We start from the raw sequence: 14,039 nt of genomic DNA on the forward strand, positions 1-14,039 counted from the left end.
CAATAGTTGACTATTCTTGTCGGTTATAATACGCCCATTGTTAGGGTGACTACAAGGTTCGGCAGAGACACCAAACCTGCAATGAGGCAATCCCCTCAGCCCAGAGTAACTTGGCAATCTCATTAATTGTACTGCCAGTTGTCACAACATCATCCAGCAAAGCAATATGTTGACCCTGAACTGACTCCCGACAGCGAAAAATTCCTCGCATATTTTTACGCCGCGCCGTGGCGTTCAATTGTTGCTGGGCGGGGGTTGCCCGCGTGCGCTGTAAGGTCATATGGCTATAGTGGCAGCCCAACCAGTGGGCTAATGGTCGGGCTAACAGATCTGTTTGGTTATAGCCACGTCGCCAGCAGCGCCAACGGTGTAGTGGCACACTGATGATTCTATCCGGTTTGATGACCTTACCTGCGCGCCAGTCATCAAGCCAACGTAGCAATAATAGACGAGCCAGTATTGGTGCCAATGGGGTCGCCCCGTGAAATTTTAGCTTTTTTATGAGCTGATTCAATGGGGGAGTGTAATCGCTAACGAAGGTTAGGCTTTCCCAGCGTGGAGGGGTATTCAGGCACCGGCCACAGGGTAACGCAGTATTGTGACTCGGCAAGCCGCAGCGAGGGCAGCAGGGAGGTAAGGGAGGCAGATGACGGCGGCAGTAGCAACAAATGCCATTCTTGGGATGATATAACGGCTGCTGGCATAGCCAACACGGGCTGACGATTGTTAGCATAGACATCTTCCTTGATGAAAAACTCCGGTGACAGGATCCTAACGCATGAAACAACTTTATTGGAACATCTGTGGCGAAGGCAGTCGCGATCTTGTGCTACTGCACGGATGGGGGCTGAATGCTGGTGTGTGGCATTGCATCATTGACAGACTTGCGCCGCATTTTCGCCTGCACTTAGTGGATCTTCCCGGCTATGGGCGCAGTAAAGATTTTTCTGCAATGTCACTGTCTGATATGGCTGAAATTGTATTACAACAAGCGCCACAACAAGCTTTGTGGCTTGGTTGGTCGATGGGTGGCTTGGTTGCCAGTGAGATAGCCTTACGCCACCCTGAGCGTGTTCAGGGGCTGATAACCGTCTCTTCTTCTCCCTGCTTTACCGCGCACGATGAGTGGCCGGGGATTCGGCCCGACGTGTTGGCTGGGTTTGAGCAACAACTCAGCGAGGATTTTCAGCGCACGGTTGAACGTTTTCTGGCATTGCAAACTTTGGGAACAGAAAGTGCTCGTCAGGATGCCCGTTTGTTGAAAGCCGTGGTGCTACAACATCAAATGCCAGAGGTGGAAGTATTGACGGGGGGATTGGAAATTCTGCGCACGGCAGATTTGCGTCAAGGGTTGGCCGCGTGCTCGGTGCCTTTCTTGCGCATTTATGGTTATTTGGATGGGTTAGTCCCGCGCAAAGTGGCTGCATTGTTAGACAGTGCATGGCCAAAGACACAATCCGTGGTGATGCAAGGAGCTGCCCATGCTCCCTTTGTTTCCCACCCAGATGATTTTTCAAACTTAGTCGTGGACTTCGCCCAGCAACTGAAATAGTGAGTACGGCCAGTACCGTGTTTTAATCGGCGGTTTTCAACTGATAAATCACGGTACTGCACAGGTTTTGCCCTTCAGGGCAACGCTGACAACTGCCGCTCAGGCAGCCGCCATTATCTTGCTCAACGCGTTCAATCTTACCCATCGCGGCCAGTTTTTCCAGCATCGCCTCGACCAGAGGCAAAGGCATATTCAGTTGATGACTTAGCTGATGGGCATCAGCGCTGCCGCTGAGGGCGATTGCATCGCGCAATTGCAGTAGGCTTGCCATAGCGCCTCCTATTCAGACCTTATCCATTAGTGACAGTCACTGCTTGATTTTTGGCAGCAACTGGCGGGCGCACTACTTTGTAATCTCACTGTGACCCGGCTACGTGCACGGCGTAAGCCAAACAAGATCACCGCATTAATTATTATGACCAACGCCATTATCCCTAAGCTCTGCTGTGGGTGATCGCGGAAGGTGGCTGCTTGATAAAACAGCGTTGCCAGCGAATAAGCCACATTTAGCCCCCACAGTATTGAGAAGGTCATCCAGCCCCGGCTGGTTTCTCGTGCAATAGCCCCCATGACCGAGACACAAGGTACATACAGCAGTACGAAAATCAGATAACTGTAGGCAGAAACACTGGAACCGAACTTACTGCTCATCATCCCCATTGAGCCTGCGGCCATCTCACCGTCGCCTTTACTGGCTTCAATTGGGTTCGATAATACACTGAGGCTAAATGTCTCTTTTAAACCCTGCCATGTGGTATCAACCGCCCCGGCCAATTCACCCAGTAAATTGAAGTTTTCAGCATCAAAAGGCTCATTTTTAATCTGCTCGGCGGTGTAAAGGGTATTCAGTGTCCCTACCACCACTTCTTTGGCCATCGCCCCGGTCACTAACCCTACCGTCGCCTGCCAGTTATCGCTATGGACTCCCATTGGGGTGAGGAGGGGGGTGAGTACCTTACTGACCGATGCCAGCGCAGAGTCATTGATACTATCGACAGGTTTGCCGCTGAAAGAGAAACTATTTAGACCACCAATAAAAATACTGGCGACTACAATGACCTTCCCTGCTCGCAGGACAAAGCCTTTCAGCCGCTGCCAAGTCTGTAATAACAAGCTCTTCAGATGCGGGACATGGTAAACCGGTAATTCCATCACAAAGGGAGAGGCTTCACCGCGCATGATGGTGTATTTCAGGACTAAGCCGGTGAGGATGGCGACAGCAATGCCCAATAAATAGAGCGAGAAGACGATGCTGGCCCCATCTTGGCCGAAGAATGCGGCTGCAAATACCGCAAAAATCGCCAACCGTGCGCCACAGGACATAAAGGGGGCCATCATGATGGTGATCAAGCGCTCGCGTTGGGCATCCAAGGTTCGTGCGCCCATAATTGAAGGCACATTGCAGCCAAAGCCAACAATCAGCGGTACAAATGATTTACCCGGTAACCCCAGCGCTTGCATTAGCCGGTCCATCACGAATGCCGCACGGGCCATATAACCGGAGTCTTCCAAAAAGGAGAGGAACAAATACATCATGCCTATCTGCGGCACGAGTGGCAGCACGGTGTTGATACCACCACCAACACCTTGGGCCAAAAAGATGGTCAGCCACTGTGGGAAATGCAGGGTATAACCGACCCATTGCAGCCCTTGGATAAAGATAGCGGCAGAGCCAATATCAAATATCGGCTGCAATGCTCCGCCGATATTGATGGCTAAGACGAACATTAAATACATAACAAACAAGAAGATAGGGACGCCTAACCAACGGTTAAGAATCACTTTATCCAGTGCTTGTGTCAGGCGATTTGGCTCTGCCTGCTGCGAGTTACCGACGATATCGCAGATACGCGCGATACTTTGATAGCGGGCATCAGCAATCACCAGTTCCGGATCTTCGTGCTGATTTTGTCGCAGATTTTCACGTGCTTGCTCAACCTGAGATGGCGCGACACCCGCACGCGCTAGGCTGTAAATATCCCCTTCCAGAATTTGCAGCGCCAGCCAACGGCGTTGTTGAATCGGCCAAGATCCCGGCATGTTCTGTACCAGTTTATCCACTTCGTGGAGCAGTACTGGCGGGTAGTTAACCAAAGCCTTAAAAGTGATGGGTTGAAACTCATCAATACAGTTTTTTAATTCATTGATACCGCGCCCACGGGTGGACACCAGCGGAATGACCGGGCAGCCGAGCTGCTGAGAGAGCGCTGCGATATCAATATCAATATGCTGGCTTTTCGCAATATCTAGCATGTTGAGCGCGACAATACAGGGGATACCGAGCTCAAGCAGTTGCAATGTCAGGTAGAGATTACGCTCCAAATTGGCGGCATCAATCACGTTGATCAGCAGGTCAGCTTCGCCACTCAGAATATAGTGGCAGGCTATTTGCTCATCCAGCGAGGTTTGCTCAGAAATCGTGGTCAGCGAGTACGTCCCCGGTAGGTCAACCAAGGTCACCTGATGCTGTGGGGTACTAAAATGGCCTTCTTTGCGCTCAACCGTGACCCCGGCCCAGTTGCCCACTCGTTGACGAGCGCCAGTTAACTGGTTGAAAAGAGTGGTTTTACCCGCATTAGGGTTGCCGATAAGGCCGATTGTGAGTGCTTTCATGATCCAACGTGATATCGATAAATTAACATCAGACAGCGCAGGGTGACGTTGACATCTCACCTTGCAACCAGAACAAGAGGTTGACCTGAATTGTCAGGGTTGCAGGTCGAGCGTCAGCAGGTCTAAATCTTTTTTACGTACCACCAAACTGACCCGACGGGTTTCTATTTGGATGGGGTCACCCAATGGTGCAAGACGGACAACATTAAATGAAGAACCGGGTAGCATACCCAGAGACAATAACTTCTGCCGATAAGCTGGGCTAATTTCAGGTGAGAAGCCAACAATTTTGTAGGAACGCTGTGGAATAAGATGCATAGAAGCCTCTATTTACCCTTTGTGTTTGAGATTTCGGGGTATGACTTAATGGCGTACCAGAATGAGAGTAATTTCACATTAAGAAGTAATGAGTCAAATAATAATAGTGAGAATCGTTTTTATATTCAACTAAGGCCAAATACTCAAAAGTAAGTATTCATTACGATTCTATCTTTATAATTAATGAGTCTGATTTTTATTTATGCTTGTTTTACCACCAAATCAGCATGATCGCAAATGCAAATAATGAGTTAAATCAGTTAACTGGATGTTTATTTTATTCCCTTTATCTTCCAAGTGATAGGCGTGGTGACTGCCATCATTCACCCAAGCCATTGAGTTATCTGAACTCCTTGGTGTTCATTTCGTTGCCGCTTTCCTGTTACTCGAAATCTATGGGGTATAAGTTAATGTATATATTGTAGAATACTGATAATTACCATACTCCCTTCACTATGATTGGAATCAAATAACATACGATTTTTAATTAATTTGTAGAGTGTTATTGTAATTATTTATAAATTAACAATATTGACCCAATAAACTCTTTAGTATGTTAAAGATAATGTTAAATAAGTCAGATTGATTTCTGGTTTTTACGACGATAGCGCCGAAAAAAGAATTGCGTGCTAATTAATTTAAAAAAATAATCTTACAATTTTAAAGGCTCAACATTATGGGTGTTCCCGGAAATTCTTATGAATTCACCGATAAAAAGGGCCACAAAATGTGGCCCTAGTTGAGATATCAGCGCTTTTTAAACGCCGCAGCTAGCGCATCACTCATGGCGCTGTTTCCGCCAGAATTGCTGTCTGCTCGCCCTTTGGCTGGTGGACGGTTATTTGAATCACTGCTGTTATGGCTATTACGTGGGCGGCTAGCACCGCGATTATCATTCTGAGTGTTAGCACGGTTCTCGCCAGCATTACCCCGACGCGAACCTCCTTCACCCGGCTGTTCATCAAGGCGCATGGTTAGCGCAATACGTTTGCGCTGCAAATCCACTTCCATCACTTTCACTTTGACGATATCACCGGCTTTAACCACCTTGTGCGGGTCATCAACAAACTTATCGGCCAGTGACGAGATATGCACCAGACCATCTTGATGAACACCAATGTCCACAAAAGCACCAAAGTTCGTCACGTTCGTGACCGAACCTTCAAGGATCATGCCCGGTGTCAGGTCATTGAGTGTCTCAACACCTTCGGCAAAGGTGGCGGTTTTAAACTCAGGGCGCGGATCGCGGCCTGGTTTTTCTAACTCGCGCAGGATATCTGTAACGGTAGGCACGCCAAAACGCTCAGTCGTGAAGTCTCGTGGATTAAGATTACGCAAGGCCGCAGCATTACCCATTAAGTCCTGCAATGCTTGCTCTGTTGCCGCCAAAATGCGCTCGACGACCGGGTAAGCCTCAGGATGCACCGTAGAGGCATCCAGTGGGTTATCTCCGTGATTAATACGTAAGAAACCAGCACACTGCTCAAAAGCTTTTGGCCCCAAGCGGCTGACTTTCAGTAATTGGTCACGGTTATGGAAACGACCATTTTCATCACGCCAGTTGACGATATTCTGCGCCATCATGCGGGTTAAACCGGCCACACGAGTCAATAAAGGCACGGACGCAGTATTCAAATCCACCCCCACGGCGTTAACGCAGTCTTCTACTACCGCATCTAGCTTTTTCGCCAATTGACTTTGGCTGACATCGTGCTGATATTGGCCGACCCCAATGGATTTCGGATCGATTTTAACCAATTCGGCCAGCGGGTCTTGCAAGCGACGGGCGATAGAAACTGCACCACGGATAGACACATCCAGATCCGGGAACTCCAACGCGGCCAGCTCAGAAGCGGAGTAAACCGATGCCCCAGCTTCACTGACAATCACTTTTTGCGCCGTCACTGCCGGATATTGTTGTTGCAGTTCGGTGAAGAAGCGCTCCGTTTCCCGCGACGCGGTGCCGTTCCCGATAGCGACCAATTCAACCTGATGTTTGATACACAAGGCCGCTACCACAGCCGCAGCTTTGGCGGCTTGCCCGGTGTGAGGGTAGATGGTATCGAAAGCAACCAGCTTGCCGGTGGCGTCAACCACCGCCACTTTCACCCCGGTACGTAGGCCGGGATCGAGACCCATGGTCGCGCGCATGCCTGCCGGTGCTGCCATCAGCAAATCCTGCATATTGCGGGCGAACACATTGATGGCTTCATCTTCCGCCCGCTCACGCAGGGTACTCATTAGCTCGGTTTCCAAATGCAGCAGCACTTTGATACGCCATGTCCAGTTGACTACGGCTTTACGCCAAGTGTCCGCAGGGGCGTTATTGAGTCGCAAATCGAGGTGGTTGATGATTATCTGTTCACCCTGACTTTCGCGAGGCGGTTCGTCAAACTGTGGATCAGGATTCAGCGCCAGTTGCAGCACACCTTCATTACGGCCACGGAACATTGCCAGCGCACGGTGGGAAGGGACTTGGGCGATAGGTTCATGGTGATCAAAGTAATCGCGGAATTTAGCGCCTTCCTGCTCTTTACCTTCCACCACTTTTGATACTAAATGCGCGTTTTTCCACAAGTATTGGCGCACTTTCGCCAGCAATGTCGCGTCTTCAGCAAAGCGTTCCATCAAGATATAGCGCGCGCCATCCAGTGCTGCTTTGGTATCTGCGACACCTTTGTCAGCATCTATATAGGCTTGGGCAACGTGTTCAGGGTCTTGCTGTGGGTCATTCCATAAGCTGTCTGCCAATGGCTCCAGACCGGCTTCAATAGCAATCTGCCCGCGGGTTCGGCGCTTGGGTTTATAAGGGAGGTATAAATCTTCTAGCTCGGTTTTACTCATGGTGCCATTGATGGCACTGGCCAGTTGTTCGGTGAGCTTGCCTTGATCTTCAATTGATTTAAGAATGGTTTGGCGGCGATCTTCAAGTTCGCGCAGATAGCCCAAACGGCTTTCCAACTGGCGCAACTGGGTATCATCCAACCCGCCGGTAACTTCCTTACGATACCGTGAAATAAAGGGCACGGTATTACCTTCATCCAGCAGACGTATCGCGGCGTCAACTTGCTCCGGGCGTGCCTGTAGTTCGCTTGCAATAATGCGGCTCAGTTGTTCATTCATAAGTCTGGTATCAATTAGTGAGTAGGAAAAATGGCAGAGGATAGTTATACGGATTGCGCCGATAAATTGCCAGTAGAGAGGTCGTCAGGCTTGAGGTAACCCGAACTTATCGGTAAAAACATAGGGTATAGTAGAGGTATCTATCCTCAAGGGATAATTGGATAATTTTATGGCTAAAAGCAACTATATTACCCGTGAAGGCTGGCAGGCGTTGGATCGTGAGCTGCATTATTTGTGGCGTGAAGAGCGACCGGTCGTGACTCAGGCGGTCTCTGAAGCGGCGGCTATGGGTGACCGTTCGGAAAATGCCGAATATATCTATGGCAAGAAACGGCTGCGAGAAATTGACCGTCGGGTGCGTTTTTTGACCAAACGCCTTGAGGTGCTGAAAATAGTCGACCCGGACCCGCGTCAGGAAGGGAAAGTCTATTTTGGGGCGTGGGTGCGGGTAGAAAATGAAGTAGAAGAACAGCGTATCTTCCGTCTGGTTGGCCCAGATGAGTTTGATCCGGCAAAAAAATGGATTTCTATCGATTCACCGGTGGCTCGTGCCTTAATCGGTAAACAGGTGGATGATGAGGTGACGGTTCAGACACCTAATGGTGAAGCGACCTACTGGATTTTAGAGATTCGCTATCGCCCATTTGACGAAAGTGTTGATAATTAGGCACAACAATAAGCTTTGTAACAATTTCGACTAGAATATATACCATAAATAGCTGTCTGTTAGAGTGAGTTTTTCTAACAATGTGCAGATTCGGGCAATACGGCCTTTGGGAGTAATAAAATGCAAGAGAATCACAAGATTCTGGTCGTTGATGACGATATGCGCCTACGTGCGCTGTTGGAACGTTACCTGACAGAGCAAGGTTTTCAGGTGCGCAGTGTTGCCAATGCTGAACAGATGGATCGCTTGCTAACCCGTGAGTCATTCCACCTGATGGTACTTGACCTGATGTTGCCGGGTGAAGACGGCCTGTCTATCTGCCGCCGTCTGCGTAGCCAGAGCAACCCAATGCCCATCATTATGGTTACGGCAAAGGGTGAAGAAGTTGACCGCATCGTCGGGCTGGAAATTGGTGCGGATGATTACATTCCTAAACCTTTCAACCCTCGCGAATTGCTGGCACGTATCCGTGCTGTATTACGTCGTCAGGCAAATGAATTACCAGGTGCACCTTCACAAGAAGAAGCAGTGATTGCTTTTGGTAAGTTTAAATTGAATCTCGGTACTCGTGAGATGTTTCGTGAAGATGAACCTATGCCATTGACCAGCGGTGAATTTGCGGTGCTGAAAGCCTTGGTGAGCCACCCGCGTGAGCCGTTATCGCGCGATAAACTGATGAATTTGGCACGTGGCCGTGAATACAGTGCAATGGAACGTTCTATCGACGTACAGATTTCACGTCTGCGGCGTATGGTAGAAGAAGATCCAGCGCATCCGCGCTATATCCAAACCGTTTGGGGCTTGGGCTACGTATTTGTACCGGACGGCAGTAAAGCATGAGGCGATGGCGCTTTTCTCCACGTAGCTCATTTGCCCGAACCTTATTGTTGATTGTGACCTTGCTGTTTGTCAGCTTGGTTACAACCTATTTGGTGGTGCTGAATTTCGCCATTTTGCCCAGTTTGCAGCAGTTTAATAAAGTGTTGGCCTACGAAGTTCGTATGCTGATGACTGACCGACTGCAACTGGAAGATGGCACGCTACTTGAAGTCCCGCCGGCGTTTCGGCGTGAGATTTACCGTGAATTGGGGATTTCGCTTTATACCAATGCTGCGGCAGAGGAAAGTGGCCTGCGTTGGGCACAGCATTACAAATTTCTCAGTGATCAGATGGCCCAGCAGTTGGGTGGGCCAACGGATGTTCGTGTTGAAGTTAATAAAAACTCGCCGGTCGTCTGGCTGAAGACGTGGTTGTCGCCGGATATCTGGGTGCGGGTGCCATTAACTGAAATCCATCAGGGTGATTTCTCGCCACTGTTCCGCTATACCTTAGCCATTATGTTGCTGGCTGTCGGTGGTGCCTGGCTGTTTATCCGTATTCAAAATCGACCCTTGGTTGAGCTGGAACATGCGGCTTTACAAGTTGGTAAGGGCATTATTCCACCTCCGTTACGAGAATATGGCGCTTCGGAGGTGCGTTCAGTTACCCGGGCATTTAACCAAATGGCGGCTGGCGTGAAGTTGCTGGCGGATGACCGGACCTTACTGATGGCTGGGGTCAGCCATGATTTACGGACACCGTTGACTCGTATTCGTCTGGCGACGGAAATGATGAGTGAAGACGACGGTTATCTGTCCGAGTCCATCAATAAAGATATTGAAGAGTGCAATGCCATTATCGAGCAATTTATCGATTATTTGCGCACAGGGCAGGAGATGCCGACCGAGCCAAGCGATCTTAATGCGGTATTAGGTGAAGTCATTGCCGCAGAAAGTGGTTATGAGCGGGTGATTGAAACAGATTTATGCGCAGGTGAGGTCATTGTGGATATTCATCCATTATCGATTAAGCGCGCTTTGGCGAATATGGTAGTGAATGCCGCTCGTTACGGTAATGGTTGGATAAAAGTCAGCAGCGGCACCGAGCTTCAGCGGGCTTGGTTCCAGGTGGAAGATGATGGCCCCGGTATTAAGCCGGAAGATTTAAAGCACCTGTTCCAGCCTTTTGTGCGTGGTGACAGTGCGCGTAGCACCAGTGGCACTGGGCTGGGGCTGGCAATTGTACAGCGGATTATTGATGCCCATGCCGGTTCGTTAGATATTGGCACCAGCGAGCGTGGCGGGTTGCGGATCCGGGCATATATTCCATTGCCGTTAGATGTGAAGCCGAGATTGCCTGCGGTAGTGGGGAATAGCTGATATTGAGTTTGTGGTATTTAGTTTCGGTTGATAGCCGTTCAGTGACCAGTGAATCCCAGTCGACTCAACCGAGCAGGAGGGCAATCAGGCCCTCCTGCATCTGCGGCTTGCGCCGAAATATTACCCTATGGGTAAACCTTCTGCATCTTTCGGGCTGACGAGCCAGCGCGATTCGCATCCATACGTAAGCGCGAGGATTCCAGGAGGGGTCACGCGCTTGTGACCCCTTTGGCGGTTGAGTTAGCGGAGAGACGGTTGTTGCCAATCTTATGCCGACCGAATCAGACTGCCGAACTCATCCCCAATCCGCCCTCACCACCAAAATGCTAAATCGACTCCCGCAGAAAAACAAAAGGGGCACATTGTGCCCCTTCGTAATATAACAATCTTAAACTAACTTAGATTTTTGGCCCTGCACTGACCAGTGCAGCCCCAGCAGGGGTATCGGTATATTTATCAAAGTTAGTGGTAAAGCGCTTCGCCAAATCTTCGGCTTTCTCTTGCCACTGTGCGACATCCGCATAAGTATCACGTGGGTCGAGGATATCTGGGTCCACGCCCGGTAATGACATTGGCACAGCCAGATCGAAGATTGGTAAGGTAAATGTTTCGGCTTTATCAATTTCACCATTCAGAATGGCATCGATAATACCGCGGGTATCCTTGATAGAAATCCGTTTGCCAGTACCATTCCAGCCCGTATTGACCAGATAAGCCTGTGCACCCACGGCTTGCATGCGCTTGACCAGCACTTCTGCATATTGCGTTGGGTGCAGTGACAAGAATGCTGCGCCAAAGCAGGCCGAGAAGGTGGGAGTCGGCTCGGTGACACCGCGCTCAGTACCAGCAAGTTTGGCCGTAAAGCCAGACAGGAAGTGATACTGGGTTTGATTTGCCGTCAAGCGAGATACCGGAGGCAAGACACCAAAAGCATCGGCCGTCAGGAAAATAACCTTGGTGGCGTGGCCCGCTTTAGAGACCGGTTTAACGATATTTTCGATGTGGTAAATCGGGTAAGAGACACGGGTGTTTTCAGTTTTGGAACCGTCATTGAAATCAACAGTTCCGTCGGCCAACACAACCACGTTTTCCAACAGCGCATCACGTTTAATTGCATGATAAATATCGGGTTCTGCTTCTTCGGATAACTTGATGGTTTTGGCGTAACAACCCCCTTCAAAGTTAAATACACCGTCATCATCCCAACCGTGTTCATCATCGCCAATCAACTTGCGTTTCGGATCTGTGGACAAGGTGGTTTTACCGGTACCGGACAAGCCGAAGAAAATGGCGACATCCCCTTTTTCACCAACGTTGGCCGAACAGTGCATGGACGCAATGCCTTTCAGTGGCAACAGGTAGTTCATCATGGAGAACATACCTTTCTTCATTTCACCGCCATACCATGTGCCGCCAATCAGCTGCATACGTTCTGTCAGGTTAAAGGCAACAAAGTTCTCAGAATTCAGACCTTGCTCTTTCCAATTCGGATTCGTGCATTTAGCCCCATTCATGACGATAAAATCAGGCTCGAAGTGGGCCAATTCTTCATCCGATGGGCGGATAAACATGTTTTTAACGAAATGTGCTTGCCAAGCCACTTCAGTGACGAAGCGAACTTGTAGACGAGTATCGGCATTAGCACCGCAGAAGGTATCAACAACAAACAGACGCTTGCCTGACAGTTGCTTGGTAACCAACCCTTTTAGGTGGTTCCAGGTTTCTTGGCTCAGTGGCTTGTTATCATTTTTGCCTTTGCCCTGATCGGCCCACCACACGGTATCCCGAGTGATATCGTCGCGAACAATATATTTATCTTTTGGCGAACGGCCGGTAAAGATACCAGTATCGACCGCTATTGCTCCTGTGGTGGTGAGGGTTCCGCGCTCGTATCCTTCCAGCGTGGGTTTGGTCTCTTCCTGGAACAGTAAATCATAGCTTGGGTTGTAAACAATCTCGCTGACGTTATGGATGCCATAGGCGGCGAGCTCCTGCGGGGTAATTCCTTTAACACTCATGTCATAACTCCTGGATCGTCAATTTTCTACCAGCGATTGTAAATCCTCATCTCTGATTAACAGCGATAGCTATCAAATATTTTGACATATGGCCTACTTTTCGCTGGGTTATGAGAGATAGAACACGGATTGTAGCAAGAGTGAAACGCGAGAAGGAATGGCTGGGCACGAGTCAGCACCCAACCAAGTATTACAAGAATTAATGAATTTGCTCTGAAGAAGGGCTATTCCCATTTTTTAGGGTGGCAATATCCACAGCATCAAACAGGTAGTGATTGCCGCAATATTCGCAATGCATATCGATATTACCATCCTGCTCAAGCATTTCTTTCACGTCATCTTCAGACAATGTTACTAATGCATCAGCACAACGTTCACGAGAACAGGTGCAGCGGAAACTGACATTTTGTGGCTCATATAACGTCACTTCTTCCTGATGGTATAAACGATACAGCACTTCATTGGCTGGCAGCGTAAATAGCTCCTCAGCCTTAATGGTGGTGGTCAGTTGTGCCAGATGGTCAAACTCATCTTCATTGCGCTCTTGCGCTGGCAGTACTTGCAACAGCATCCCGCCTGCAGCGGCTTTCCCTTCTACGCTGCCGGTACGGATAAACAGACGAGTAGGTAGCTGTTCAGACTGCATGAAATAATTTTCCAGACAGGCTGCAATGGTCTCACCTTCCAGTGCGACGACACCCTGATAACGCTCACCTTGAGCGGGGGTAATGGTGATGACCAGATAACCATTGCCGACCATCTCTTTTAGGGTGCTTTCATCGCTGATTTCGCCTTTAAAACGGGCAACACCGCGCATTTCTTGCTGGTTATTGCCGTTAATGACTGCCAGTGATAGCGGGCCATCACCGCCCTGTAATTGTACGGTGATATCCCCGTCAAATTTGAGGGTAGCGGTTAGCAAACTGGTCGCGACCAACATTTCGCCTAGCAGTTTTTGTACCGCGGGTGGGTAATCATGGTTGGCTAATACCTGCTGGTAGGTTTCATTAACTGAAACGAGTTCACCGCGCACAGCATGGTTAGCAAACAGATAGCGGTGTAACTGGTCGTGATTAGACATAGTTTTCTCTCATTTGGGCGGCGACTTACTCTGGCTCGCCTTGTTTAAATTTGATCAGGTTGCGACGCTCTTTTTTATCCGGTCGCCGGTCCGGGTGTGGCATGGTCAGGGCATTTAATTTACGCGCCTGCGCCACTTTTTCGCGGTTGGCAATGCTGGCCTCGGTTTCTTCGTATAAAGCTTGTGCTTCACTGGCCCCCCGGCGCTGGCTGTTGAGCGCCAAGACCCGCACGGTGCGTTCGTCATTGCCCTGACGCAGACGGATTTCAGCATTCAGCTCCACCAGCTTACTTGGTTTTCCGCGCTGCCCGTTGTAATGGACTTTGCCGCCATCGACCATTTCCCGCGCTATCGCTCTGGTTTTATAAAACCGGGCAGCCCAAAGCCATTTGTCCAGCCGAACCGATTCGTCAGAGGTTGTTTTCTCTTTCATGCATATTCCTCCTGCATACCCTTTGTACTTGAAGCC

At 49.5% G+C, this 14,039-nt stretch carries 12 protein-coding genes; 4 read left to right on the forward strand and 8 right to left on the reverse strand.

The genetic code is table 11. From position 1 onward, the window contains the following. Positions 1-49: 49 nt before the first annotated feature. Complete coding sequence (gene gntX / locus ACIOG0_RS00790) at positions 50-733, reverse strand: DNA utilization protein GntX (protein WP_050099540.1); 684 nt, start codon at positions 731-733, stop codon at positions 50-52. Between the two features lie 45 nt (positions 734-778). On the opposite strand from gntX, the gene bioH reads away from it, so the two are divergent. Continuing rightward, positions 779-1,552 (forward strand): pimeloyl-ACP methyl ester esterase BioH, encoded by a 774-nt coding sequence (gene bioH, locus ACIOG0_RS00795; RefSeq protein ID WP_050295735.1) that lies wholly within the window; start codon positions 779-781, stop codon positions 1,550-1,552. Positions 1,553-1,574: 22 nt separating this feature from the next. Here bioH and ACIOG0_RS00800 read toward each other — a convergent pair whose 3' ends face one another. From ACIOG0_RS00800 to ACIOG0_RS00815, 4 genes are all read right to left on the reverse strand, one after another. Further along, positions 1,575-1,823 carry a FeoC-like transcriptional regulator gene (locus ACIOG0_RS00800; protein ID WP_050099542.1) on the reverse strand — a complete coding sequence of 83 codons (249 nt, stop codon included), beginning with the start codon at positions 1,821-1,823 and terminating at the stop codon, positions 1,575-1,577. Positions 1,824-1,849: 26 nt separating this feature from the next. After that, entirely contained in the window at positions 1,850-4,165 is a 2,316-nt protein-coding gene (gene feoB / locus ACIOG0_RS00805) for a Fe(2+) transporter permease subunit FeoB (RefSeq protein ID WP_050099543.1), read from the reverse strand. Between the two features lie 93 nt (positions 4,166-4,258). Beyond that, positions 4,259-4,483: a ferrous iron transporter A gene (gene feoA / locus ACIOG0_RS00810; RefSeq protein ID WP_004702177.1), complete on the reverse strand. Its 225-nt coding sequence runs from the start codon at positions 4,481-4,483 to the stop codon at positions 4,259-4,261. 747 nt (positions 4,484-5,230) lie between these two features. After that, complete coding sequence (locus ACIOG0_RS00815) at positions 5,231-7,606, reverse strand: Tex family protein (RefSeq protein ID WP_050099544.1); 2,376 nt, start codon at positions 7,604-7,606, stop codon at positions 5,231-5,233. 169 nt (positions 7,607-7,775) lie between these two features. Here ACIOG0_RS00815 and greB point away from each other — a divergent pair, with 169 nt between their 5' ends. From greB to envZ, 3 genes are all read left to right on the forward strand, one after another. Further along, positions 7,776-8,273 carry a transcription elongation factor GreB gene (greB, locus tag ACIOG0_RS00820; protein ID WP_050099545.1) on the forward strand — a complete coding sequence of 166 codons (498 nt, stop codon included), beginning with the start codon at positions 7,776-7,778 and terminating at the stop codon, positions 8,271-8,273. Positions 8,274-8,393: 120 nt separating this feature from the next. After that, positions 8,394-9,113, forward strand: coding sequence for a two-component system response regulator OmpR (gene ompR / locus ACIOG0_RS00825; RefSeq protein WP_004709363.1), 720 nt, complete (start codon positions 8,394-8,396; stop codon positions 9,111-9,113). Beyond that, positions 9,110-10,471, forward strand: coding sequence for a two-component system sensor histidine kinase EnvZ (gene envZ, locus ACIOG0_RS00830; RefSeq protein WP_050099546.1), 1,362 nt, complete (start codon positions 9,110-9,112; stop codon positions 10,469-10,471). The genes ompR and envZ overlap by 4 nt, the downstream gene beginning before the upstream one ends. A 398-nt stretch (positions 10,472-10,869) precedes the next feature. On the opposite strand, the gene pckA is transcribed toward envZ, so the two are convergent. The 3 genes from pckA to hslR form a co-directional block, all read right to left on the reverse strand. Continuing rightward, on the reverse strand, positions 10,870-12,489 hold the full coding sequence (gene pckA, locus ACIOG0_RS00835) for a phosphoenolpyruvate carboxykinase (ATP) (RefSeq protein ID WP_050099547.1): 1,620 nt from the start codon (positions 12,487-12,489) through the stop codon (positions 10,870-10,872). A gap of 199 nt (positions 12,490-12,688) precedes the next feature. Beyond that, entirely contained in the window at positions 12,689-13,570 is an 882-nt protein-coding gene (hslO, locus tag ACIOG0_RS00840; protein WP_050099548.1) for an Hsp33 family molecular chaperone HslO, read from the reverse strand. 25 nt (positions 13,571-13,595) lie between these two features. Beyond that, positions 13,596-14,003, reverse strand: a complete 408-nt coding sequence (gene hslR / locus ACIOG0_RS00845) for a ribosome-associated heat shock protein Hsp15 (protein ID WP_050099549.1) — start codon at positions 14,001-14,003, stop codon at positions 13,596-13,598. Positions 14,004-14,039: the final 36 nt, after the last annotated feature.

This window comes from Yersinia vastinensis (assembly GCF_044905075.1).
Lineage (GTDB): Bacteria > Pseudomonadota > Gammaproteobacteria > Enterobacterales > Enterobacteriaceae > Yersinia > Yersinia vastinensis.

Coding starts and splice junctions, on each gene's coding strand:
- ompR (WP_004709363.1), top strand. CDS start 8,394: ATGCAAGAGAATCACAAGATTCTGGTCGTTGATGACGATATGCGCCTA.
- envZ (WP_050099546.1), top strand. CDS start 9,110: ATGAGGCGATGGCGCTTTTCTCCACGTAGCTCATTTGCCCGAACCTTA.
- greB (WP_050099545.1), top strand. CDS start 7,776: ATGGCTAAAAGCAACTATATTACCCGTGAAGGCTGGCAGGCGTTGGAT.
- hslR (WP_050099549.1), bottom strand. CDS start 14,003: ATGAAAGAGAAAACAACCTCTGACGAATCGGTTCGGCTGGACAAATGG.
- gntX (WP_050099540.1), bottom strand. CDS start 733: ATGCTAACAATCGTCAGCCCGTGTTGGCTATGCCAGCAGCCGTTATAT.
- feoA (WP_004702177.1), bottom strand. CDS start 4,483: ATGCATCTTATTCCACAGCGTTCCTACAAAATTGTTGGCTTCTCACCT.
- ACIOG0_RS00800 (WP_050099542.1), bottom strand. CDS start 1,823: ATGGCAAGCCTACTGCAATTGCGCGATGCAATCGCCCTCAGCGGCAGC.
- ACIOG0_RS00815 (WP_050099544.1), bottom strand. CDS start 7,606: ATGAATGAACAACTGAGCCGCATTATTGCAAGCGAACTACAGGCACGC.
- bioH (WP_050295735.1), top strand. CDS start 779: ATGAAACAACTTTATTGGAACATCTGTGGCGAAGGCAGTCGCGATCTT.
- hslO (WP_050099548.1), bottom strand. CDS start 13,570: ATGTCTAATCACGACCAGTTACACCGCTATCTGTTTGCTAACCATGCT.
- pckA (WP_050099547.1), bottom strand. CDS start 12,489: ATGAGTGTTAAAGGAATTACCCCGCAGGAGCTCGCCGCCTATGGCATC.
- feoB (WP_050099543.1), bottom strand. CDS start 4,165: ATGAAAGCACTCACAATCGGCCTTATCGGCAACCCTAATGCGGGTAAA.